Raw genomic sequence first — 23761 nt, 5'->3', positions numbered from 1 at the left:
GCTGCGCCGCCGAACGGGGGCTTGCCCCCTCGCCACAGGGTCTTGCGCATGGCATGAAGTCTATAGCTCCCTCCGCCATTAGTTTAGAAAAATCTGAACTAAGTATTTGCCCGTAGCGATTCTTCCCGGCCACTACATTTCGCAGAATCGGCGCCACAAGGTTCGCCCGTACTCCCGTGAACGGCTTACCTAAATAAATAAAACAACGACGATGAGGCCCTACCCGTGGACAAGATTCTTCACCAACCACTGGGCGGCAACGAAATGCCGCGCTTCGGCGGCATCGCCACCATGATGCGGCTCCCCCATTTGAATACCGCTGCCGGCCTGGACGCTGCCTTCGTCGGCGTGCCGCTGGACATCGGTACCTCCCTGCGCCCCGGCACCCGTTTCGGACCTCGCGAAATCCGCGCCGAATCGGTGATGATCCGCCCGTACAACATGGCGACCGGCGCTGCGCCGTTCGACTCGCTGTCGGTTGCCGACATCGGCGACATCGCGATCAACACCTTCAACCTGCTGGATGCCGTACGGATCATCGAAGAATCCTACGACAACATCCTCGAACACGATGTGATCCCCCTTACCCTGGGCGGCGACCACACCATCACCCTGCCGATCCTGCGTGCCATCCATAAAAAGCACGGCAAGGTCGGCCTGGTGCACATCGACGCCCACGCCGATGTGAACGACCACATGTTCGGCGAGAAGATCGCCCACGGCACCACCTTCCGCCGCGCCGTCGAAGAAGGCCTGCTGGATCCGGACCGTGTCGTGCAGATCGGCCTGCGCGCCCAGGGCTACACCGCTGACGACTTCAACTGGAGCCGCAACCAGGGCTTCCGTGTGGTTCAGGCCGAAGAGTGCTGGCACAAATCGCTGGAGCCTTTGATGGCTGAAGTCCGCGAAAAAGTCGGCGGCGGTCCTGTTTACCTCAGCTTCGACATCGACGGCATTGACCCTGCTTGGGCTCCGGGTACCGGAACCCCGGAAATCGGCGGTCTGACGACCATTCAGGCGATCGAGATCGTTCGTGGCTGCCAAGGCCTCGACCTGGTCGGTTGCGATCTGGTAGAAGTCTCGCCCGCTTACGACACCACCGGCAACACCTCGCTGCTGGCCGCCAACCTGCTGTACGAAATGCTCTGCGTACTGCCTGGCGTAGTCCACCGCTGAGGATCGGTCATGAACGAACGTGATCAGGTGCTCAAAGCCGCCGCCGATCTGGTGTCCGCTTTTGCCCGTAACGATCGCGAAGCCTACTTCGGCGCGTTCAGCGCCGATGCCAGCTTCGTCTTCTACACCCTCGAACAGCCCCTGCTGTCGCGCGACGCCTATCAGGCGATGTGGGACGGCTGGCGCTCTGAGGATGGCTTCGAGGTGCTCTCGTGCACTTCAAGCAACGCTTTCGTCAGCCTGCAGGGTGACGTGGCGATTTTCATCCATGACGTGGCCACCGAGTTGCGCATGCAAGGGGAGCAACACTTCAGCCAGGAGCGCGAGACGATTGTTTTCAAGAAACAAGCGTCTGGCCAAGAACAACAAGGCCTATGGCTGGCCTGCCACGAACATTTGTCCGCGATGCCGGAAGGGCTGCCAACCCCTTAGCCAACACAGGCGACGCTCACATACGATGAGCGCGCCTTTATGATCGGAGCAGATCATGAATAACAAAAACAACGAAAAAAGCCTTAGCAGCATCGAAACAAACGGGGTCGAACAGATCCCGGACAATGAGCGTGACGCCAAGCCCAGCGATCTGTTTCGCCTGATCTTCGGCGGCGCCAATACCTTTGCCACCGCCGTGCTCGGCAGTTTCCCGGTACTGTTCGGCCTGTCCTTTCAGGCGGGCGTCTGGGCGATTGTGCTGGGCGTGGTACTCGGCTCGCTGATCCTGGCGCCGATGGGCCTGTTCGGCCCCATCAACGGCACCAACAACGCCGTCTCTTCCGGTGCGCACTTCGGGGTACACGGGCGAATCGTCGGTTCCTTCCTGTCGCTGCTGACCGCTATCGCGTTCTTCTCGCTCTCTGTCTGGAGTTCGGGCGATGCGCTGGTGGGCGGTGCCAAACGCCTGATCGATCTGCCGGAAACCGATCTGACCCTGGGCCTGGCCTACGGTCTGTTCGCGCTGCTGGTATTGACCGTGTGCATCTATGGCTTCCGCTTCATGCTGTGGGTCAACCGCATTGCGGTGTGGGCAGCCAGCCTGCTGTTCCTGCTGGGGGTTTTCGCTTTCGCCCCTGCATTCGACAGCCAGTACGCCGGCACCGTCGCCATGGGCCAGGCCGGTTTCTGGGCGGCGTTCATCGGGGCAGCACTGGTCGCCATGAGCAACCCGATCTCTTTCGGTGCATTCCTCGGCGACTGGTCGCGCTACATCCCGCGCGATACGCCCAAAGGCCGGATCATGGTGTCGGTGATTGCCGCGCAACTCGCCACGCTGATTCCATTCCTGTTCGGCCTCGTCACCGCCACCATTGTCGCGGTCAAGGCACCGGACTACATCGCGGCCAACAACTATGTCGGCGGCCTGCTAGCGGTATCCCCGAGCTGGTTCTTCCTGCCGGTGTGCCTGATCGCGGTGATCGGCGGCATGTCCACCGGCACCACCTCGCTCTACGGCACCGGCCTGGACATGTCCAGCGTGTTCCCTCGGGTGCTGTCGCGGGTCAAGGCCACGCTGCTGATCGGTGTGATGTCGATTGCCTTCATCTTCATCGGGCGCTTCGCGGCCAACCTGGTGCAGAGCGTGTCGACCTTCGCCGTGCTGATCATCACCTGCACCACCCCATGGATGGTGATCATGATCATCGGCCTGCTGGTGCGTCGCGGCTTCTACTGCCCGGATGACCTGCAAGTGTTCACCCGCGGCGAGAAAGGTGGCCGCTACTGGTTCACCCACGGCTGGAACTGGCGTGGCCTGGGCGCCTGGATCCCGAGCGCGGCCGTCGGCCTGTGCTTCGTGAACCTGCCGGGTCAGTTTGTCGGGCCGCTGGGCGAAATGGCCGGTGGTATCGACATCAGCCTGCCGGTGACCCTGGGCCTGGCCTCGCTGGTGTACCTGGTTCTGCTCAAAGTGTTCCCGGAAGCCAACGCTGTGTATGGCCCGAACGACCTTCGCAACAAGAGCACGGATTCGCTCGCTAAACCGGCGATGCGTCAAGTCGCCTGATTCAACACGCAGACATTGTGTCCAGAAGCCTTTGTGGCGAGGGGGCTTGCCCCCGTTCGACTGCGCAGCAGTCGCAATACGGATAACGGGTTCTAACTGAAGAACCGCATTGTCAGGTTTTGGGGTCGCTTCGCGACCCAACGGGGGCAAGCCCCCTCGCCACACGGCGTCGACATCACAGTAATGCAGTTTTAGTTCCACATAAAAAAGACAATCGGAGACACGCCACAATGGCTTTGGATTTATTCGTCGTACTCATCTACGCCGCCGCGATGCTGATACTCGGCTACTACGGCATGCGCAAGGCCAAGACCAACGAAGACTTTTTGGTCGCCGGTCGTAACCTCGGCCCGAGCCTGTACATGGGCACCATGGCTGCCACCGTTCTGGGCGGCGCGTCCACCGTGGGCACCGTGCGTCTGGGCTACGTGCATGGCATCTCCGGCTTCTGGCTGTGTGCGGCCCTGGGTTGCGGGATCGTGGCGCTGAACCTGTTCCTCGCCAAACCGCTGCTGAAACTGAAGATCTACACCGTTACCCAGGTCCTGGAAAAACGCTACAACCCGATGGCCCGCTCCGCGAGCGCGGTGATCATGTTGGCGTATGCGCTGATGATCGGCGTGGTCTCGATCCTGGCCATTGGCACCGTGCTGCAAGTGCTGTTCGACCTGCCGTTCTGGCTGTCGGTATTGGTCGGCGGTGGCGTGGTGGTGATTTATTCGGCGATCGGCGGCATGTGGTCCCTGACCCTGACCGACATCGTCCAGTTCGTGATCAAGACCGTAGGCCTGATGTTCATCCTGTTGCCAATCTGCCTGTACCGCGTCGGCGGCTGGGACGAACTGGTACTGAAACTGCCTGCGACCGCATTCAGCTTCACCACCATCGGCTGGGACACCATCATCACCTACTTCATGATCTACTTCTTCGGCATCCTGATCGGTCAGGACATCTGGCAACGGGTGTTCACCGTCAAGACCGCCAAAGTGGCTCAGGTTGCCGGTACCGCCGCCGGCATCTACTGCATCCTCTACGGCCTGGCCTGCGCCCTGATCGGCATGGCTGCCCACGTACTGATCCCGGATCTGGACAACGTCAACAACGCCTTCGCCGCGATTGTGAAACTGTCCCTGCCGGACGGTATCCGTGGCCTGGTGATCGCTGCCGCACTGGCCGCCATGATGTCCACCGCCAGCGCCGGCCTGCTCGCCGCTGCTACCACCCTGACCGAAGACCTGCTGCCGAAACTGCGCGGCGGTAAACAGTCGAGCCTGGCGATCAACCGCCTGTTCACCCTGTTGACCGGCATCGTGGTACTGGGTATCGCCCTGATCGTGAACGACGTGATCAGCGCCCTGACCCTGGCCTACAACCTGTTGGTCGGCGGCATGCTGATCCCGCTGATGGGTGCGATTTTCTGGAAACGCGCCACCACCGCCGGCGCTATCGCCAGCATGGGCATGGGCTTCGCCACCGCGCTGCTGTTCATGTTCAAGGACGGTCTGGACGCCAACACCCCGATCTACTACAGCCTTGGTGTAGGTCTGGTGAGCTTTGTTGCAGTCAGCCTGCTGTCCCGTCGACCGGTGACTGTGGCCAGCGCGGCCTAAGCTGAACATAACGACTTGATGCTTTCTTCGACGAGTGTGGCGTCGGTTGCCACACTCGTTTTTTTTCGTCTGAAGGAAACTGCACATGAAGATCGTCAGCCGCGACCAGTGGTTTGAGGTGAAACATCTCAGTGACGGTATCCGCCTGATTCACGAGCCGTACATCCGGCCTTTCTACCGCTGCAACCTCTGGCACATCCAGGGCCGTGACAAAGACCTGCTGCTGGACAGCGGCTCGGGCCTGGTCAGCCTGCGCGAGCAACTGCCATGGATCACCGAGCGGCCGCTGGTGGCGGTGGCCAGCCATTGCCATTTCGATCACATCGCCGGTCATCACGAATTCGCTGAACGCCTGGTGCATCCGGCCGAGGCGGACATTCTCGCCGCGCCGGATGGCGACAACGACCTGAGCAAAGCCTTTGTCGGCGACGACATGTTCGAGGCGCACCCTGATTGCCCGCTGTGCTACGCCGAATACCGGGTCAAGGCCGCACCGGCCACGGGGTTTGTCGAAGATGGCGATGTGCTGGACCTGGGCAATCGGGTGTTGCAGGTCGTGCACACACCGGGACACTCGCCGGGTGGCATCTGCCTGTACGAAGCCGCCACCGAGACTTTGTTCAGCGGCGACATCATCTACGACGGCCCGCTGATCGAAGACGCCTACCACTCCAACCTCGATGACTACGACCGCAGCCTGCAACGCTTGCACGCGCTGTCGATCCGCACGGTGCATGGCGGGCATTTCGGCAGTTTTTCCGGGGAGCATTTGCGCAACATGATTGACGAATGGCAGCGCTCACACGGCTAAAGCCTGCTGTACTCAACGACAGGAACTGCACCGGCAGGGAGAATCACACCCACCTCCTCGAAGAACGATCATGAAAGAAGCCGCCCTTCGTGCTGTCGTACATCGCTACATCAGCCGCCTTCTGGAAGGTCGGGATGACTTCGACGACAACGCCAGCCTGGCGCAGTTGGGATTGGATAAAAATGATATCGAAGAGCTGATCTTCCATCTGGAAGATGAACTGGGTGTCACGGCGTTTACGGTGGAGGAAGACCGGATGCTCAAGACCGCCAGGACGGCGAATGATTTGAGCCGGTTCTTGCTGGAGATCGGGCGGTACTAAGGCTGGTGATCAAGCGTACACGAAGCGGCAAGGGAGCTTGCTCCCTCGCCACGGGAAACCTTTCACCTGTCAGATGTCATCTGCCATTACCGGCGTCGCTGCTGGCGCCGACGTTGTTCATCGTCAGTACGAACAGGCACGGGTTGCAGAGGCGGCTCGATCAAACCGAGAGCGACGCCCAGGTCATGCAGCCAGTTTTGGATTTTCTCTTTCATGGTGCCCCCTTCAGGGTAGTGCCGAGCGGCCAAAGTTCTGTAGCCCCTTCGTACAGATAATAGTCCGAAGTCCTACGCAATGCTCGTGCAAAGTCACAATGATCTGTTACTGAATCCATCACAATCAGCCTGTGTTCAGGCCATTTCCCGTGCCCGCACCCGTGCCGGCGGAAAAACCACCTGTTGCTGCTCGATCCAGGCATTCAGGTTGCCTCGACCATGCCTTTGCGGGCACTGGTGGTCGCCGGCTGCGGCTTGTTGATCGCCGGCGGTCTGTTGCTCGCGCCGGTCAGTTTTGCCCGAGGGCTTTGCGCAAACGACGACGCAACCACTGTTCGGCGCTGACAAAAGTGATGCCCGCCAATACCAGCACGGCACCGATGACGAAGTTCAGGCTCAGTTCCTCGCCGAGCAGCACCACACCGAAGGTGACGCCGAACAATGGCGTCATGAACGAAAACACCGCGAGGTTGGCCGCCAGGTAACGGCGCAGCAGCCAGAACCAGATCAGGTAACTGAAGAACGACACGACCACGCCCTGGAACAGCACACTGGCCACCGCCACATGGGTCAGGCTGACATGGGTGATCTGGCCGCTGAGCAGCGCGATCAACAACAAGCCGAAGAAGCCGACAATCAACTGATAGAACAGCGTCAGGGTCACCGGCGCTTCCGACAGGCGCGAGGCGCGCACCACCACCGTGGTCGCACCCCAGGCGGCACCCGCCAGCACACCCAAGGCATCGCCCATCAACATGCGGTAATCAAGGTTGTCCCAGGACACCCCACCGGCAAAGGCAATGGCAATCCCGATAAAGGCCAGGACGATCCCCAGCCATTGCAACGGCCGCAATCGCTCACTGGGCAGCAACCAGTGCACCCCCAATGCGGTGAAGATCGGCGCGGTGTAGAGAAACACCGACATGTGCGCCGCTGTGGTCAGTTGCAGGCCTTCGGAAATGAAGAAGAACTCCAGGCCGAACAAGGCACCGGCCAACAGACCGCCGCGCCATGTCGCACCCACCTGGTTCCAGCCGCCCTTCCAGCAGATCAGCAGCCCGACCAGCAACGCCGACATACCGGAACGTCCGGCCGCCTGCATCACCGGCGCGATATCGGCCGCCGCCCACTTGATCATCACCTGCTGAACGCCCCAGACCAGGCACAACCCGACCATCACTTGCAGGGCAAACCCGTCGGCGCTGCGCCGGGTGGCGCTCACCGGAACACCTCGAAGACACAATCCATGGCAAAGACTCGGCAGTAAAAAAGCAAAACCCCGGCCTTCTCGTTGAAAAGAAATCACCGGGGCGAAAAATCATGTTGTCGATTATTAACCAGAAGGCCAGAAAATGCCGCCCGCCAGAGACCTCTACTTCTCTGCTTGCGCCATCCTGGCCCTCTGTCTTGTCAGCACATCAACTGAGTTCGATGCGATCGGCATGAATGACAATCTGGCCATTCTTGTACAACGCACCGATGGCCTTCTTGAAGTTGCCCTTGCTGACACCAAACAGACTGCTGATCAACGCCGGATCGCTCTTGTCGCTCACCGCCAGGCTGCCGTTGTTTTCGCGCAACTTGGCGAGGATCTTCGAGTTCAGGCTGGTGGCCGCTTCCTGGCCGACCGGCTGCAGGCTCAGGCTGATCTTGCCGTCGGCGCGAACTTCCTTGATGAAGCCCTTTTCTTCTTTACCGGCGCGCATGAACTTGAAGATTTCGTTCTTGTGGATCAGGCCCCAATGCTTGTTGTTGATGATGGCCTTGAAGCCCATGTCCGTGGCTTCGGCCACCAGCAGATCCACTTCCTGGCCCGCGGTGTAGTTGGCCGGGGTCTTGTCCAGGTAGCGATCCAGGCGCGCGGTCGCGGTGATGCGACGGGTGTGTTTGTCGAGATAGACGTGCACCACCACATACTCGCCCGCCGTCATCTGACGCTTCTCTTCGGAGAACGGCAGCAACAGGTCTTTCGGCAACCCCCAGTCCAGAAATACGCCGATGCTGTTGACTTCAACAACTTTCAAACTGGCGAATTCACCGACTTGAACTTTCGGTTTTTCAGTAGTTGCGATGAGTTTGTCATCGCTGTCCAGATAAACAAAAACGTTGAGCCAGTCTTCATCTTCGGTAGGAATATCTTTTGGAATATAACGATTAGGCAGAAGAATTTCGCCATCCGCGCCACCGTCCAGATATAAACCGAAGTTAGTGTGTTTAACCACTTGCAAACTGTTGTAACGCCCGACTAAAGCCATGTCCAATACCCTCATTGCGTGGGCGGCATTCTACCCGGTTTTAAGCCCCGCGTTCGGCACCCGGCCCGGTGGTACGAGAAAATCCTCTGAAGGCCTTGGTTTTCACGGGTTTTCATCGCACACCTGGCCGCTCGTCAGGCCGATCCGGGCATTTACGCCATGCCCAGGCCAGCGTCACGCGGTATTTTTCCAGGCAATGTTATTAGTTAAAACAGCGGCTTAGGTGCATATTTCGAATATTGGCCGGTGACTAATTACCCCGCCCTCACGAATATGCCGAGGGGATATTTGCCAAGCAATTATCAGGTAATTCCTGTACGATGCCTGGCCAAGTTAATTTTCTACAGGTTAATGGCCGCCATGCGCGTAAAAGCATCCACCAGCAAAGCAAAGCCAGCTCCAGCCGTCGAAACCAGCGAATCGATCAACAGCCAGATCGCTGCGTTCCTCAAGTCCGGCGGTGAAATCCAGCAAATTGCCAAAGGCGTCAGCGGCCAGACGTTCGGCCCGTCCAAGCAGATCACCCTGGGCAAAAAGTAAACCCCTCGCGTCACCTGGTCCCAAAGCGCTTTGAGCTTCGAAGCGCTTGGACTGGAACCCTCGCTACTCCTCCGCCACTCCCTCAAATCCCGTAGAAATCGACGAACGGCCTGCATTGCCGATCATTCGCCGGTATCCTTGCACGCGTCTGGATCAAGCGTTCCAGCGGGCCTGCCAGCCTGCCCTCGCTGTTCATGGAGTGACGCATGTTCAAACCTTCCTGTTTATTGGCATTGCTCGGCAGCCTGCTGGCCTGCTCCGTAGCCCACGCACAAATCTTTCAGCGTGAGCTGGGTGCCTTCGACCTCAAGCTCGGCACCACCCCCACCCGCAGCATGGCCCAGGGCCTGGTCAAACCTTCGGCCGTTGGCTCGTTCCACGGTGGCCTGGACCTGAGCCACGACAGCGGTTTCTACATGGGTCAATGGTCGCCCAGCATGGGCATCAGCCCGGGGAAAAACCTCGAGATCGATTCCTACGCAGGCTTTAAACAACCCTTCGACCAAACCCTCGGCTACGAAGTGGGCTTGATCCGCTACAGCTACCCGCAAGTCACGACTCTCGACAGCCAGGAACTGTTCGGCGGCCTGACTTTGCTCGGCAGCCGTTTCGGCATCGCTTTCAGCAATGACCCGGACAAACAGAACAACACGCTGTTCGCTGATTTGAGCGGCAACCAACCATTCGGCGTCGGCATCAGCCTGAAATACACCACCCACCAATTCAACACGCCAGTGGCGGTGGATGGCGGGTATGTAGGCAGTTATGCCGATTGGTCGCTGAAACTGTCCCGCCCATTCATGGGCATCGACCTCGACCTGATCTACAGCGATTCCAGCTTGAGCGGCAGCAGTTGCTCGGCCTATGCCGGGCACAACAGCCAGTGCGACGGGCTGGTCACCCTCAAGGCCGAGCACGCCTTTTATTGATCGGCTGAACTGCCTGGCTCATCCTGGGTTCACATGAGAATCAGACCCCGAAAGCTGGCTATCGCAAGGACTCGCCCATGTCCCGCTGGTTCAATCACATCGCCGTAGTGCTGACCATCGCCCTCACACTCGGCGCGTGCAGCCGCATGGGCCTGGCCTACCGCAATCTCGATGTGATCATCCCGTGGACGCTCAGCGACTACCTGGACATGAACGGCGAGCAAAAAAGCTGGCTGGACGAACGCCTGAAGGAACACCTGAGCTGGCACTGCACCACCCAACTGCCCGGCTACCTCGACTGGCTGGACCGCCTGCAAACCATGATCGCCGCCAACCAGGTCACCGACGCCGCCTTGCAGGCCCGCGCCCACGAAGCCGAACAGGCGATCGCCGAGACCGCGCGGGAAATAACCCCGTCGGCCATCGAGCTGCTGCAAGGGCTGGATGACAAGCAAGTCGCCGAAATGAACGACGCCTTTGCCAAGGACCAGCGCAAACGCCAGGAGGAATACCTCAAGCCCTCCCTCGACCAGCAGATCAAGGAGCGCGGCGCGCGCATGGAGAAGCGCTTGAACAACTGGCTCGGGCCACTGAGCACTACCCAGCAACAACGGGTAACCGCATGGTCCAACGCCCTGGGCGAGCAGAACACCCAGTGGCTTGCCAACCGCGTCCATTGGCAGAAGCAGTTCAGTGCGGCTGTTGCCCAACGCCACAGCCCCCAATTCCCACAACGTATCGAGACACTTCTGGTCAATCGTGAGAGGTTGTGGACACCTGCCTATCGTCAGGCCTTTGCCAACACCGAGGCCCAGGCACGTTCGCTGTTCGTGGATCTGATGGCTGAAAGCACGCCGAACCAACGCGAACGTCTGCTGAATAAAATCGAGGGTGTGAGGAAGGACTTCAGCGACTTGAAGTGTTTGAAAGCTGCGAAACAAGACTGACTGCAACACAAGCCCCCTGTGGGAGCGAGCCTGCTCGTCCAGAGCCTGCCGCGGGTGATCATTGCCGGGAATACCGCTGTCGATCAGCCGGACTTTTTGCTGACGACCGACCGGCGGCATGTCGAATTCCACACCTGCCAAACGACTAGGCTGTGTAGGTCACCTCCCCGCCCCACGCAGGAGAAAACAATATGAACATTCAGAACCATCCCGTCGTGTCGCGGGAAGAATGGCTCGCCGCCCGCAAACAGCACCTGGCCCGCGAGAAAGCCTTCACCAAGGAACGGGACAAACTCAGCGCCGAACGCCGCGCCCTGCCCTGGGTGAAAATCGACAAGGACTACCACTTCCAGGGGCCCCACGGCGAACTGAAACTGGCTGACCTGTTTGGCGGCCGCAGTCAGTTAGTCATCTATCACTTCATGTTCGCCGAGGGCTGGGACGAGGGCTGCCCCGGTTGCTCGTACCTGAGCGATCACATCGACGGCGCCAACCAGCACCTGGCCCACCACGACGTTGCAGTGGTGGCGGTTTCCCACGCACCTTTCGCTGAATTCCAGGCGTTCAAGCGACGCATGGGCTGGAAATTCGATTGGGTGTCGTCAGAAGGATGCGATTTCAACTACGACTTTGGCGTCTGTGCCCGAGCCGAAGAGGTCGCCGCCGGAAAGGCTACGTACAACTACGAAAAAACCGACGGTTCCGAGGAAGAACTCCCCGGTCTCAGCGTGTTTTATCGTAATGACGCCGGCGAAATTTTCCACACCTACTCCACCTATGCCCGGGGCCTGGACATGCTGGTCGGTGCCTACAACTACCTCGATCTGACGCCCAAGGGGCGCAACGAGGACGAAATCATGGAGTGGGTACGGCACCATGACAAATATGAGGAACAGGAGAAGTCGAGCTGCTGTCATGGTGGTTAGCCCCTGACACCGAGGCGCGGCCTTCGCGGGCACGCCACGCTCCCACAGGTTTTGTGTCGTACACAAGATATGTGTTCACACCAAGCCCCTGTGGGAGCGGGCTGGGCGCACATAAAAAAACCGGACATCAGTCCGGTTTTTTTTGGGTCACGACAACGACTTATTCAGCCGCCGGCGCTTCCGGCTTGCGGCGCTTGAGCGGAGCCATGCCGTCCTTGCTGACCAGGGAATCGCTCTTTGGCCGGTTGGCGCTCTTGCGCTTGGTCGGGGTCTTGGCGGCAGTTTTTTTCTTGTCGCCCTTGGCGTCGGTCTTTTTCTTCTTCACACCGACAGCCTTGCCCGAGGCCTTGACCTTTTTCGGTCCGCCGTAGGTGCCTTTGACTTCCTTGATGGTACGGCGCTCGAAGCTCTGCTTGAGGTAGCGCTCAATGCTCGACATCAGGTTCCAGTCGCCGTGGCAGATCAGCGAGATGGCCAGGCCATCGTTGCCGGCGCGGCCGGTACGACCGATGCGGTGCACGTATTCGTCGCCGCTGCGTGGCATGTCGAAGTTGATCACCAGGTCCAGGCCGTCCACGTCCAGACCGCGAGCGGCAACGTCGGTAGCCACAAGAATTTTCACCCCGCCCTGCTTCAGACGGTCGATCGCCAGTTTGCGATCCTTCTGGTCTTTCTCGCCGTGCAGCACGAACGCCTTGTATTCCTGCGCCACCAGGCGACCGTAAATGCGATCGGCCATGGCACGGGTGTTGGTGAACACGATGGCCTTCTGGTAGGTCTCGTTGGCCAGCAGCCAGTTGACGATCTGTTCTTTGTGCTGGTTGTGGTCAGCGGTGATGATTTGCTGACGGGTGGTTTCGTTCAGCTGGCTGACCGCATTGAGCTGCAGGTGCTCAGGGTTGTTCAGGACTTTGGCGATCATCTCGCGCAGGCCCGAACCACCGGTGGTGGCCGAGAACAGCATGGTCTGCTGACGGTTGGTGCATTCGTCGACCAGACGCTGAACGTCATCGGCGAAGCCCATGTCGAGCATGCGGTCGGCTTCGTCGAGCACCAGCACTTCAACTTCTTTCAAGTCGAGGTTGCCGGCGTTTAATTGTTCGATCATCCGGCCCGGTGTGCCGATGAGGATGTCCGGCACCTTGCGCAGCATGGCGGCCTGGACCTTGAAGTCTTCACCACCGGTGATCAGGCCAGACTTGATGAAGGTGAACTGCGAAAAGCGTTCAACTTCTTTCAAAGTCTGTTGGGCCAGCTCACGAGTCGGCAGCAGAATCAGGGTCTTGATGCTGACGCGGATCTTGGCCGGGCCGATCAGGCGGTTGAGGATCGGCAGAACGAATGCAGCGGTTTTGCCGCTGCCGGTTTGCGCTGTCACCCGCAGGTCACGCCCTTGGAGCGCCAGCGGAATAGCCGCTGCTTGCACAGGCGTAGGCTCGACAAATTTAAGCTCGGCCACGGCTTTAAGCAGGCGTTCGTGCAGGGCGAATTCGGAAAACACGGGTGCTACCTCGAAGAAATACAAAAAAACAGCTGCATAGGGTAACGGTTTCGAGCGCTCAGGCCGAGTTTCTTTATACAAATGGCGGTAAACAGTTGGTTTTTTGTTGCCTGATTTTTCCCGAAACGTAATACAAAGCGTCTTAAATGCTCTAATCCCCTCTCGCGCCTTACAGAAGAATCGTTTCGACCATGGATATCAAACAGCTCTGGATCAACATCCTGGACCTTTGGGGTGCCCTCGATCAGCACCCGCTCGTGCACTCCAGCCTGTCGCTGTTGTTGCTTTTGGCGATTGCACTGTTCCTCGGACGGGTGGCGCGCTACCTCATTCTGCACGCGGCAAAAATGCTCGGCCGCCAGCCGGCCCTGCACTGGGTCAATGATTTCCTACAGAACAAGGTGTTCCATCGCCTGGCGCAGATCACGCCTTCGCTGGTGATCCAGTTCGGTCTCAATCTAGTGCCGGACCTGAGCAAAACCAGCCTGAACTTCCTCGGCAACGCCGCCCTGTCCTTCACTTTCCTGTTTCTGCTGCTGGCGGTCAGCGCCCTGCTCAACGCGCTGCTGGACATCTACGCCCGCACCGAGCACGCCCGCACCCGCTCGATCAAAGGCTATGTGCAACTGGCGAAAATGGTGTTGTACGTGTTTGGCGCGATCATCATCGTCGCCACGCTGATCGACCGCTCGCCGCTGTTGCTGCTGTCGGGTCTGGGCGCCATGTCGGCGGTGATCCTGTTGGTCTACAAGGATACTCTGCTGTCGTTCGTCGCCAGCGTGCAGTTGACCAGCAATGACATGCTGCGGGTCGGCGACTGGATCGAGATGCCTCAGGTCGGCGCCGACGGCGACGTGGTAGACATCACCCTGCACACGGTGAAGGTGCAAAACTTCGACAAGACCATCGTTTCGATTCCGACCTGGCGCCTGATGTCCGAGTCGTTCAAGAACTGGCGCGGCATGCAGGCTTCCGGTGGCCGCCGGATCAAGCGCAGCCTGTTCATCGACGCCAGCGGCGTACGCTTTCTGCGTGACGACGAAGAGCTGAAGCTGTCTCAGGTGCACTTGCTCACTGACTACATGACCCGCAAACAGGCCGAACTCAAGGCCTGGAACGAAGCCCAGGGCAACGTCGCAGCCATGTCGGCCAATCGCCGGCGGATGACCAACATCGGCACTTTCCGTGCCTATGCGCTGGCCTACCTGAAGAGTCACCCGGGAATCCAGCCGAACATGACCTGCATGGTCCGCCAGATGCAGACCACGGCCCAGGGTATTCCGCTGGAAATCTATTGCTTTACCCGCACCACGGCGTGGGCCGACTACGAGCGGATCCAGGGGGATATTTTCGACTACCTGCTGGCGGTGCTGCCGGAGTTTGGGTTGAGTCTTTATCAGCAGCCCAGCGGATCGGATTTGCGTGCGGGGATACTGCCGGCGGTACTGGGCGCGAGCCATATTCCCGAAGCCGAAAAGCGCAGGGTGTAACACCCCAAAAAAACTGTGGGAGCAAGCTTGCTCCCACAGGGATATCGGATTATCCAGGGTTCAGTGAACGACCAAAGGCTTGCGTATACCCAACCGACTGATCCACACCGCCAGCAAAATCACCGAGCCACCGAGCAACAACCGCCCCAGTTCTTCATGCTGGTTCCAGATCAGCAGGTTGATCAGCAACCCCACCGGCACATGCAAGTTGTTCATCACCGCTAATGTCCCGCCGTTGACCAGGCACGCGCCCTTGTTCCACCAGTAGAGCCCCAAAGCGGTCGAGACCAGACCGAGGAACAGCAGCACGCCCCATTGCAACGGCGCTTCGGGCAGGAAATTCTGTTTGCCGAACAACAGAAACGCCGGCAACGCCACCGCCAGTGCGCCGAGGTAGAAGTAGCCGAAGCGTCGATAATGCGGCAGATCGCTCGGGTGGCGCGCGACCAGGTGTTTGTAGAGCACCTGCCCGGCGGCGTAGGTGAAGTTGGCCAGTTGCAGCAACAGGAAACCCATGAAGAAGTCCGGGTTGATCCGGTCAAAGCGAATCACCGCCGCCCCCGCCACCGCCACCAGCGCTGCGACCAGGGCCCAGGGATTGAAGCGACGATTGAGCGCATCTTCGATCAGGGTCACGTGCAGCGGTGTGAGGATGGTGAACAACAACACTTCCGGCACCGTCAGTACGCGAAAGCTCAGGTACAGGCAGACGTAGGTCACGCCGAACTGCAACGCGCCGATCAGCAGCATGCCGCGCATGAACGCCGGTTCCACCGAGCGCCAGCGGGTCAGCGGGATGAACACCAGCCCTGCCAGCAGCACACGTACCAGCACGGCGAAGTAACTGTCGACATGACCGGCCAGGTATTCGCCGATCAGACTGAAGGAAAACGCCTGGATCAGCGTGACAAAAAGTAGATAGCCCATGCTCGCCTCATTTCGAATGGCGGCGACGATAGCGGGTTTTGCTTTGAATCGCGATCCCCGATAGCTGTCGGAAAACACACAAGTCCCTGTAGGAGCGAGCCTGCTCGCGATAGCGGTGGATCAGTCAACATCATTGTCGTCTGACACTCCGTCATCGCGAGCAGGCTCACTCCTACAGGGTTGCGTGGGTGTCTATAAAATCGCAGGCAAAAAAAAGCCCGATCTCGCTAAAGCGTTCAATCGGGCCAGGGCACTCAGGAGCAACAAGTGCGAAGGGAGGTTCGATGCGCGTACAGGCTTGAAGGGTTGCGCCAGGTCACTAGACCATCCAGCGATTATCTGGCGATTAACCGGTCAGGCCACTTGCGAAAGCTTGGCGTTCGCCTGGTTCAGGCCTTTCTCCTGGAAGTCACCGCCCAGGTTCATGCCTTCGGCGTGGATGAACGTCACGTCGTGGATGCCGATGAAGCCCATGACCTGGCGCAGGTACGGTTCCTGGTGATCGGCGGTGCTGCCGGCATAGATACCGCCGCGAGCCGTCAACACATAGGCACGCTTGCCGCTGAGCAGGCCTTGCGGGCCGGTATCGGTGTACTTGAAGGTCACGCCGGCACGCAGCACGTGGTCGAGCCAGGCTTTCAGGGTGCTGGGGATCGCGAAGTTGTACATGGGCGCGGCCATGACCAGTACATCGGCGGCGAGCAATTCGTCGGTCAACTGGTTGGAGCGTTCCAGGGACGCCTGTTCGATGTCGCTGCGCTGCTCGGCGGGTTTCATCCAGCCCCCCAGCAGGTTGATGTCCAGGTGCGGCACCGGCTTGACGGCTAGGTCCCGGACGGTGATCTGGTCATTCGGGTGAGCCGCTTTCCACTGGCTGATGAAGGTCTGGGTCAGCTGGCGGGAAACCGAGTCTTGCTGACGGGCACTGCTTTCGATGATCAGAACGCGGGACATGGGATGTAGCCTCCATCTGAGAATGCTGTAGGTCGATGGAGTGAAGGTTAAACAGAGTCATATCGATGAAAAAGCGCAAATAATTGCTATAACCCATCGATAAATTCGTTTATAAGCAAACCATATCCATGTGGGAGCTCGCTCCCACATGAGATTGCTGTCATTTCGGGGTGCAGGTCAGCTCGATGCGCAGCTTGATGATGCTGCGGGTGAATTTGGCGGTGGCATTTTTGTGCTTGCCGGCCGGGACGTCGATCTTGCGGGTACGCGGTGCTTCCGGGCCATTGATGAAAACGGCCTTGCAGCTGGCATCGACGTCGCCGTAGTTGGCCACCTGAATGGAGCCGATGTCGTTATCCGTGTCGTAGGTCTGGTAATCGATCTTCATGCCGTTGAGGTCTTTCTTCACATCGATCGGGTAAGCCATCGCCGTCAGCGGCAGCAGCGCCAGCAGCACACAACAGAATTTTTTCATTCAGCAGCCTCCAATAAGGGCTGCCAGCTTAGGACAAGAGGAGCTCAACATGAAAGCGCCCCGCGTGACCCTTGATCAATGGCGAACGCTGCAAGCCGTGGTCGATCACGGTGGTTTCGCCCAGGCCGCCGAGGCGCTGCATCGCTCGCAATCGTCAGTCAGCTACACCGTGGCCCGCATGCAGGATCAACTCGGCGTGCCGTTGCTGCGCATCGACGGACGCAAAGCCGTGCTGACCGAAGCCGGGGGCGTGCTCTTGCGCCGTTCCCGGCAACTGGTGAAACAGGCCAGCCAACTCGAAGACCTGGCCCATCACATGGAGCAGGGCTGGGAAGCCGAAGTGCGCCTGGTGGTCGATGCCGCTTACCCAAGCGCCCGCCTCGTCCGCGCCTTGACCGCCTTCATGCCGCAAAGCCGTGGCTGCCGGGTGCGCCTGCGTGAGGAAGTGCTGTCGGGTGTGGAGGAAGTCCTGCTCGAAGGCGTGGCCGACCTGGCCATCACGGGCTTCAGTATCCCCGGTTACCTGGGCGCGGAATTGAGCGACGTCGAGTTCGTCGCGGTCGCCCACCCGGAACATCCCCTGCACCGCCTCAACCGCGAATTGAGCTTCCAGGACCTGGAAAGCCAGATGCAAGTGGTGATCCGCGACTCGGGCCGCCAGCAACCACGGGACGTCGGCTGGCTCGGTGCCGAACAGCGCTGGACCGTCGGCAGCCTGGCCACCGCCGCGACCTTCGTCAGCAGCGGCCTGGGGTTTGCCTGGCTGCCCAGGCACATGATCGAACGGGAACTCAAGGAGGGTACGCTCAAGCTGCTACCGTTGGATCAGGGCGGCAGCCGTAACCCGAGCTTCTACCTGTATTCGAACAAGGACAAACCGCTCGGGCCGGCCACGCAGATTCTCATCGAACTGCTGCGTACGTTTGACACCGCACCACTGGACGCACCGTTCGCCGCCCCCGAACAAGCCTGACACGGAGTGTATGCATGGCCTATTTCGAACACGAAGGTTGCAACCTGCACTATGAGGAATACGGCCACGGCACGCCGCTGCTGCTGGTCCACGGTCTTGGCTCCAGCACGCTGGACTGGGAAAAACAGATCCCGGCACTTGCCACCCGCTACCGGGTGATCGTCCCGGATGTGCGCGGTCACGGCCGTTCGGACAAACCCCGGGAGCGCTACAGCATTGCCGGATTCAGCGCCGACCTGATTGCACTGATCGAGCACCTCAATCTCGGTCCGGCACACTATGTCGGCCTGTCCATGGGCGGCATGATCGGCTTCCAGCTGGGCGTGGATCAGCCGCAACTGCTCAAGAGCCTGTGCATCGTCAACAGCGCGCCCGAGGTCAAACTGCGCAGCCGCGATGACTACTGGCAGTGGCTCAAGCGCTGGAGCCTGATGCGCGCACTCAGCCTGGGCACCATCGGCAAGGCGTTGGGTGGCAAGCTGTTCCCGAAACCCGAGCAGGCCGACTTGCGACAAAAGATGGCCGAACGCTGGGCAAAAAACGACAAACATGCTTATCTCGCCAGCTTCAATGCCATTGTCGGCTGGGGGGTCCAGGAACGACTTTCAAAGGTCACCTGTCCAACCCTCATCGTCAGCGCCGACCGTGACTACACGCCGGTGGCGCTGAAGGAAAACTACGTAAAACTGCTGCCCGACGCGCGGCTGGTGGTGATCGCCGATTCACGCCACGCCACGCCGCTGGACCAGCCGGAACACTTCAACCAGACACTGCTGGAGTTTCTGACCGCAGTCGACACCACCACTCAGGATCACTGACCCATGCTGAAAAAAATCGCCCTCGCCGCAGGCTCCGTCCTGTTTGCCGCCAACCTGATGGCCGCGACGCCGGAAAAAGCACCGCATGTGCTGCTGGACACCACCAACGGCCAGATCGAAATCGAACTGGACCCGGTCAAGGCCCCGATCAGTACCAAGAACTTTCTTGCGTACGTCGACAGCGGCTTCTACAACAACACGATTTTCCACCGGGTGATCCCGGGGTTCATGGCCCAGGGCGGTGGTTTCACCTCCTCGATGCAGCAGAAACCAACCAAAGACCCGATCAAGAACGAAGCCAGCAACGGCCTGCATAACGTGCGTGGCACGCTGTCGATGGCACGCACCTCTGATCCTGACTCGGCCACCAGCCAGTTCTTCATCAACGTCAAGGACAACGACTTCCTTGATCCTGGCCGCGATGCCGGCTACGCCGTGTTCGCCAAAGTGGTCAAGGGCATGGATGTAGTCGATATCATCGTCAATACGCCTACCACCAGCAAAAACGGCATGCGCGACGTGCCGGCCGATCCTGTCTTCATCAAGTCGGCCAAGCGCATCGACTGAGACTAAGCTGGACAAGGATGTCCGAGCCGTTGCCGGTGTTTGCCGGCAACGCTCAAACCGTTAAAAGGAGAGCCCGCTCGCGGGCGAACAACCAATGCTTTATCGCCGCTTTGAAAAACTGATCGATGTTTTCCGTGAAGCACCGACGGCGTCTCCGCCGGACCGGGTTTTCCCTTTCTACACTTATTACCTCAAGCAGGTCTGGCCGAGCTTCGCCGCCCTGCTGATCGTCGGCCTGATTGGTGCTTTGATCGAGGTGGCGCTGTTCAGCTACCTGAGCCGCATCATCGACCTGGCCCAAGGCACGCCGAACGTCAGTCTGTTCCAGGATCACGCCCTCGAACTGACCTGGATGGTGGTGGTTGCGCTGGTACTGCGCCCCATATTCGTGGGCCTGCATGACCTGCTGGTGCACCAGACCCTGAGCCCAAGCATGACCAGCATGATCCGCTGGCAGAACCACAGCTACGTGCTCAAGCAAAGCCTGAATTTCTTCCAGAACGACTTCGCCGGGCGCATCGCCCAACGCATCATGCAAACCGGCAACTCACTGCGCGATTCCGCCGTGCAGGCCGTGGATGCGTTGTGGCATGTGCTGATCTACGCCATCAGTTCGCTGGTGCTGTTCGCCGAAGCCGACTGGCGCCTGATAATCCCGCTGCTGACCTGGATCTTCGCCTTCATCGGCGCCCTCTGTTACTTCGTGCCACGGGTCAAGGATCGCTCGGTAGTGGCGTCCGATGCGCGCTCCAAACTCATGGGGCGGATTGTCGACGGCTACACCAATATCACTACCCTGAAATTGTTCGCCCACACCAACTTCGAACAGCAATACGCCCGCGAAGCCATCAAGGAACAGACCGAGAAGGCGCAACTGGCCGGCCGTGTGGTCACCAGCATGGACGTGGTCATCACCAGCATGAATGGCTTGCTGATCGTCTGCACCACCGGCCTGGCCCTGTGGTTGTGGACGCAGTCGCTGATCAGCGTGGGTGCGATTGCCCTGGCCACTGGCCTGGTGATCCGCATCGTCAACATGTCCGGCTGGATCATGTGGGTGGTGACCGGCATCTTCGAAAATATCGGCATGGTTCAGGACGGCCTGCAGACCATTTCACAACCGGTCAGCGTCACCGACCGCGACCAGGCCAAACCCCTGGCGGTGGCCCGTGGCGAAGTGCGCTTCGAACAGGTGGATTTCCACTACGGCAAGCAGAGCGGGATCATCGGCGACCTCAACCTGACCATCAAGGCTGGCGAGAAAATCGGCCTGATCGGCCCGTCCGGTGCCGGCAAATCGACCCTGGTGAACCTGCTGCTGCGCCTGTACGACGTCCAAGGCGGGCGCATCCTGATCGACGGCCAGAACATCGCCGACGTCAGCCAGGAAAGCCTGCGCGAACGCATCGGCATGATCACCCAGGACACGTCGCTGCTGCACCGTTCGATCCGTGACAACCTGCTGTATGGCAAGCCCGACGCCACCGACGCCGAACTCTGGGAAGCGGTGTACAAGGCCCGGGCTGACGGCTTCATTCCTTCACTGTCGGACGCTGAAGGCCGTAGCGGCTTCGATGCCCACGTCGGTGAGCGCGGGGTGAAACTCTCCGGCGGCCAGCGCCAGCGCATCGCCATCGCCCGGGTACTGCTCAAGGACGCGCCGATCCTGATCATGGACGAGGCCACCTCGGCACTGGATTCGGAAGTCGAAGCGGCGATCCAGGAAAGTCTCGAAACCCTGATGCAGGGCAAAACCGTGATCGCCATCGCTCACCGGCTCTCGACCATCGCCCGGATGGACCGGCTGGTGGTGCTGGAAAACGGCAAGATCGCCGAAACCGGAACCCACGCCGAACTGCTCGCCCATGGCGGTCTGTATGCACGGTTGTGGCAACACCAGACTGGTGGGTTTGTCGGGATTGATTGATTCCCTGAACAACACTCTTCCCCTGTGGGAGCGAGCCTGCTCGCGATAGCGGTGAGTCAGACAACATCATTGTTGAATGATATTCCGACATCGCGAGCAGGCTCGCTCCCACAGGGGAAGAGTGAAGCCGATCGATCACAGAAAACCGCCAGCCCCCCGCCAACAACGGGGCCTGGCGGTTTCTTATGCCTGCTGGAATTCTGAAAAAACCGTGCTGTACTCACTCCAACGTTCTGGAGGTGGTTCTGCAGTCCATCGGCTGGATGCTAAAGGCAGCATAATCTCGAAAGGGCACTCTCTTATGTCTCTGTTAAAACGTTCGGCGACTGAGTTGGTAGGTACGTTCTGGCTGGTGTTGGGTGGTTGCGGCAGTGCGGTATTGGCGGCGGCTTTTCCGGAGGTGGGGATCGGTCTGCTCGGGGTGTCCTTCGCGTTTGGCCTGACCGTGCTGACCATGGCTTTCGCCATCGGCCATATTTCCGGCTGTCATCTCAACCCCGCGGTATCCCTCGGCCTGGTGGTGGGTGGACGGTTTCCGGCCAAGGAATTGCCGGCCTACATCATTGCCCAGGTCATAGGCGGCGTGATTGCAGCCGCCCTGCTGTACTTCATTGCCAGCGGCAAACCCGGTTTCGAACTGGCGGGAGGCCTGGCATCCAACGGCTATGGCGAACACTCCCCTGGCGGCTATTCGATGGCGGCAGGGTTTGTCTGTGAACTGGTGATGACGGCGATGTTCATCCTGATCATCCTCGGCGCCACCGACAAACGTGCACCAGCAGGACTGGCGCCGATTGCCATCGGCCTGGGACTGACGCTGATCCACCTGATCTCGATCCCGGTCACCAACACTTCAGTTAACCCGGCGCGCAGCACCGGCCCGGCGCTGATCGTCGGCGGCTGGGCGATTCAACAACTGTGGATGTTCTGGGTCGCACCGCTACTCGGTGCAGTGGTCGGCGGCGTGCTGTATCGCTGGCTGGGCAAGGAAGAAAGCTGAAACGCTGAAGATCAGCCTTGTCGATAAGGCAAGGCTGACTTCGCCTCCTCCGCATAAGCCAGCACCCCCAACCGCTCCTGCTCCAGGAAGTCTTTCACCGCCGCTTTCAATCCCGGATGCCGCAAGTAGTGCCAGGAATGGGTAATGACTGGCTCGAATCCGCGAATCAGTTTGTGCTCCCCCTGTGCCCCGGCATCAAACCGCTGGAAACCGTTGGCAATGGCATAGTCCATGCCCTGGTAGAAACAGGTCTCGAAATGCAGGCGATCGAACTCCGCCAGGCATCCCCAGTAACGGCCATAAAAGCTGTCGCCCCCCACCAGGCTGAACGCCATCGCCACCGGCCGTGAACCTTGTTTGGCCAGCACCACGCGAATCGACTCCGGCATGCGCTCGGCCAACAGGCTGAAAAACTCCCGCGTCAGATACGGCGCTTGCCGGCGCACCGCGTACGTATTGGCGTAGCAGGCATAGACGAAATCCCATTGCGCCTCGCTCAGCTCCCGACCTTCGAGCCATTCGAAATCGAAGCCCTGCCCGGCCACCTGCTCGCGCTCCTTGCGCATCTGTTTGCGCTTGCGCGAACTGAGCACGTCGAGGAAGTCCTGGAAATCCCGGTAGCCGCGATTCTGCCAGTGGTACTGACAGCCAACGCGCTGCAGCCAGCCCGGTTGCTCGCTCAGTGCCGCGTCGGTGAACGGGTCGGTGAAGTTGATATGTGCGCTGGAGAGCCCTTCAAGCTCAAGGTAGCCCGGCAGGCTTTTCAATAACTCGAAACCGTCTTCGACCGTGGCCGCCAACAGCCGCGGCCCGCTGACCGGGCTGAACGGCACCGCGCTCAACAGTTTGGGGTAGTAGTCGATGCCGGCACGTTCACAGGCATCGGCCCAGGCGTGATCGAACACGTACTCGCCATAGGAATGCCACTTGCGATATCCGGGCAGCGCGGCGATCAGTCGATCCCCTTCCACGTGCAATAAATGCTCGGGCTGCCAGCCGGTATGGGGTCCGACGCTGCCGCTGTCTTCCAGTGCGCTCAAAAAGGCGTGACGCAGAAAAGGCTGAGTCTCGGGCACCAGTGCGTCCCACGTCTGCGGGGCGATTTCTGACAGTTTTTGCAGGCGTTGCAACGGCATCACCATCCTCACTCTTCATGGCGTGAAAGCCCCGCGAGTATCGCCTATCGCCCTGCAATGCACACGGGCAAAACGACGACAGTGCTCTAACTCAATAGTTCACGGCGACTTTGTATCGTCATCGACATGACATCACATTGCCACCGCTCTGTCATAAACCATCGCGATACTGGCGCCTGTTTTTAGAGCGTCGGGTTCTAACCCGGCCACTGTTTTCCGCCCCTAATGGTCGGTTGTGTCCCGGATGGCTCTGTCATCCCCTC

24 protein-coding genes are annotated in these 23761 nt (G+C 59.7%); 16 read left to right on the top strand and 8 right to left on the bottom strand.

Annotated features, from left to right (window positions below; translation table 11 throughout):
* Positions 1 to 225: 225 nt before the first annotated feature.
* From speB to AC3IX1_RS07520, 6 genes are all read left to right on the top strand, one after another.
* Positions 226 to 1176: an agmatinase gene (gene speB, locus AC3IX1_RS07545; RefSeq protein WP_007984912.1), complete on the top strand. Its 951-nt coding sequence runs from the start codon at positions 226 to 228 to the stop codon at positions 1174 to 1176.
* Positions 1177 to 1185: 9 nt separating this feature from the next.
* Positions 1186 to 1608: a YybH family protein gene (locus AC3IX1_RS07540; RefSeq protein WP_489318808.1), complete on the top strand. Its 423-nt coding sequence runs from the start codon at positions 1186 to 1188 to the stop codon at positions 1606 to 1608.
* Between the two features lie 55 nt (positions 1609 to 1663).
* A complete protein-coding gene (locus tag AC3IX1_RS07535; RefSeq protein ID WP_489387707.1) occupies positions 1664 to 3175 on the top strand; it encodes a purine-cytosine permease family protein in 1512 nt (503 codons plus the stop codon).
* Positions 3176 to 3405: 230 nt separating this feature from the next.
* On the top strand, positions 3406 to 4785 hold the full coding sequence (locus tag AC3IX1_RS07530) for a sodium:solute symporter family protein (RefSeq protein ID WP_489387706.1): 1380 nt from the start codon (positions 3406 to 3408) through the stop codon (positions 4783 to 4785).
* A gap of 85 nt (positions 4786 to 4870) precedes the next feature.
* Positions 4871 to 5596 carry an MBL fold metallo-hydrolase gene (locus AC3IX1_RS07525; RefSeq protein WP_489387705.1) on the top strand — a complete coding sequence of 242 codons (726 nt, stop codon included), beginning with the start codon at positions 4871 to 4873 and terminating at the stop codon, positions 5594 to 5596.
* 70 nt (positions 5597 to 5666) lie between these two features.
* Positions 5667 to 5918: a phosphopantetheine-containing protein gene (locus AC3IX1_RS07520; RefSeq protein WP_056721421.1), complete on the top strand. Its 252-nt coding sequence runs from the start codon at positions 5667 to 5669 to the stop codon at positions 5916 to 5918.
* Between the two features lie 86 nt (positions 5919 to 6004).
* On the opposite strand, the gene AC3IX1_RS07515 is transcribed toward AC3IX1_RS07520, so the two are convergent.
* From AC3IX1_RS07515 to AC3IX1_RS07505, 3 genes are all read right to left on the bottom strand, one after another.
* On the bottom strand, positions 6005 to 6133 hold the full coding sequence (locus AC3IX1_RS07515) for a PA1414 family protein (RefSeq protein WP_007972508.1): 129 nt from the start codon (positions 6131 to 6133) through the stop codon (positions 6005 to 6007).
* A gap of 289 nt (positions 6134 to 6422) precedes the next feature.
* On the bottom strand, positions 6423 to 7355 hold the full coding sequence (locus AC3IX1_RS07510; RefSeq protein WP_489387704.1) for a DMT family transporter: 933 nt from the start codon (positions 7353 to 7355) through the stop codon (positions 6423 to 6425).
* A 196-nt stretch (positions 7356 to 7551) separates the two neighbouring features.
* Complete coding sequence (locus AC3IX1_RS07505; RefSeq protein ID WP_008018234.1) at positions 7552 to 8388, bottom strand: CvfB family protein; 837 nt, start codon at positions 8386 to 8388, stop codon at positions 7552 to 7554.
* A 351-nt stretch (positions 8389 to 8739) separates the two neighbouring features.
* On the opposite strand from AC3IX1_RS07505, the gene AC3IX1_RS07500 reads away from it, so the two are divergent.
* The 4 genes from AC3IX1_RS07500 (at position 8740) to AC3IX1_RS07485 (ending at position 11730) form a co-directional block, all read left to right on the top strand.
* Positions 8740 to 8928 (top strand): hypothetical protein, encoded by a 189-nt coding sequence (locus AC3IX1_RS07500; protein ID WP_015096330.1) that lies wholly within the window; start codon positions 8740 to 8742, stop codon positions 8926 to 8928.
* Between the two features lie 206 nt (positions 8929 to 9134).
* On the top strand, positions 9135 to 9857 hold the full coding sequence (locus AC3IX1_RS07495; RefSeq protein ID WP_489387703.1) for a TorF family putative porin: 723 nt from the start codon (positions 9135 to 9137) through the stop codon (positions 9855 to 9857).
* A 77-nt stretch (positions 9858 to 9934) separates the two neighbouring features.
* Positions 9935 to 10804, top strand: a complete 870-nt coding sequence (locus AC3IX1_RS07490; protein WP_489387702.1) for a DUF6279 family lipoprotein — start codon at positions 9935 to 9937, stop codon at positions 10802 to 10804.
* Between the two features lie 191 nt (positions 10805 to 10995).
* Entirely contained in the window at positions 10996 to 11730 is a 735-nt protein-coding gene (locus AC3IX1_RS07485; RefSeq protein WP_489387701.1) for a DUF899 domain-containing protein, read from the top strand.
* 160 nt (positions 11731 to 11890) lie between these two features.
* On the opposite strand, the gene AC3IX1_RS07480 is transcribed toward AC3IX1_RS07485, so the two are convergent.
* Complete coding sequence (locus tag AC3IX1_RS07480) at positions 11891 to 13231, bottom strand: DEAD/DEAH box helicase (RefSeq protein ID WP_489387700.1); 1341 nt, start codon at positions 13229 to 13231, stop codon at positions 11891 to 11893.
* A 191-nt stretch (positions 13232 to 13422) separates the two neighbouring features.
* Between AC3IX1_RS07480 and AC3IX1_RS07475 the strand changes: the two genes are divergently transcribed.
* Positions 13423 to 14721 (top strand): mechanosensitive ion channel family protein, encoded by a 1299-nt coding sequence (locus tag AC3IX1_RS07475; RefSeq protein WP_489387699.1) that lies wholly within the window; start codon positions 13423 to 13425, stop codon positions 14719 to 14721.
* A gap of 60 nt (positions 14722 to 14781) precedes the next feature.
* Here AC3IX1_RS07475 and AC3IX1_RS07470 read toward each other — a convergent pair whose 3' ends face one another.
* The 3 genes from AC3IX1_RS07470 to AC3IX1_RS07460 form a co-directional block, all read right to left on the bottom strand.
* The gene (locus tag AC3IX1_RS07470; RefSeq protein WP_489387698.1) at positions 14782 to 15648 is read right to left on the bottom strand and encodes a carboxylate/amino acid/amine transporter; all 867 of its coding nucleotides are present in this window, start codon (positions 15646 to 15648) and stop codon (positions 14782 to 14784) included.
* A 354-nt stretch (positions 15649 to 16002) separates the two neighbouring features.
* Positions 16003 to 16602, bottom strand: coding sequence for an FMN-dependent NADH-azoreductase (locus AC3IX1_RS07465; protein WP_489387697.1), 600 nt, complete (start codon positions 16600 to 16602; stop codon positions 16003 to 16005).
* A gap of 160 nt (positions 16603 to 16762) precedes the next feature.
* Positions 16763 to 17077: a hypothetical protein gene (locus tag AC3IX1_RS07460; protein ID WP_057400659.1), complete on the bottom strand. Its 315-nt coding sequence runs from the start codon at positions 17075 to 17077 to the stop codon at positions 16763 to 16765.
* Positions 17078 to 17126: 49 nt separating this feature from the next.
* On the opposite strand from AC3IX1_RS07460, the gene AC3IX1_RS07455 reads away from it, so the two are divergent.
* The 5 genes from AC3IX1_RS07455 (at position 17127) to aqpZ (ending at position 22362) form a co-directional block, all read left to right on the top strand.
* The gene (locus tag AC3IX1_RS07455) at positions 17127 to 18050 is read left to right on the top strand and encodes a PA3225 family LysR-type transcriptional regulator (protein ID WP_008018223.1); all 924 of its coding nucleotides are present in this window, start codon (positions 17127 to 17129) and stop codon (positions 18048 to 18050) included.
* A gap of 14 nt (positions 18051 to 18064) precedes the next feature.
* Complete coding sequence (locus AC3IX1_RS07450; protein WP_489387696.1) at positions 18065 to 18868, top strand: alpha/beta fold hydrolase; 804 nt, start codon at positions 18065 to 18067, stop codon at positions 18866 to 18868.
* Between the two features lie 3 nt (positions 18869 to 18871).
* Positions 18872 to 19435: a peptidylprolyl isomerase gene (locus tag AC3IX1_RS07445; RefSeq protein WP_489387695.1), complete on the top strand. Its 564-nt coding sequence runs from the start codon at positions 18872 to 18874 to the stop codon at positions 19433 to 19435.
* Between the two features lie 94 nt (positions 19436 to 19529).
* Positions 19530 to 21362 (top strand): ABC transporter ATP-binding protein, encoded by a 1833-nt coding sequence (locus AC3IX1_RS07440; protein ID WP_489387694.1) that lies wholly within the window; start codon positions 19530 to 19532, stop codon positions 21360 to 21362.
* A 301-nt stretch (positions 21363 to 21663) separates the two neighbouring features.
* Positions 21664 to 22362, top strand: a complete 699-nt coding sequence (aqpZ, locus tag AC3IX1_RS07435) for an aquaporin Z (RefSeq protein WP_090453724.1) — start codon at positions 21664 to 21666, stop codon at positions 22360 to 22362.
* Positions 22363 to 22373: 11 nt separating this feature from the next.
* Here aqpZ and AC3IX1_RS07430 read toward each other — a convergent pair whose 3' ends face one another.
* Positions 22374 to 23498, bottom strand: a complete 1125-nt coding sequence (locus tag AC3IX1_RS07430) for a GNAT family N-acetyltransferase (protein ID WP_489387693.1) — start codon at positions 23496 to 23498, stop codon at positions 22374 to 22376.
* Positions 23499 to 23761: the final 263 nt, after the last annotated feature.

It is taken from the genome of Pseudomonas sp. KH_046_2 (genome assembly GCF_057838985.1).
Note: the sequence above shows the minus strand (reverse complement) of the source record. Positions and strands in the feature narration are given on the sequence as shown.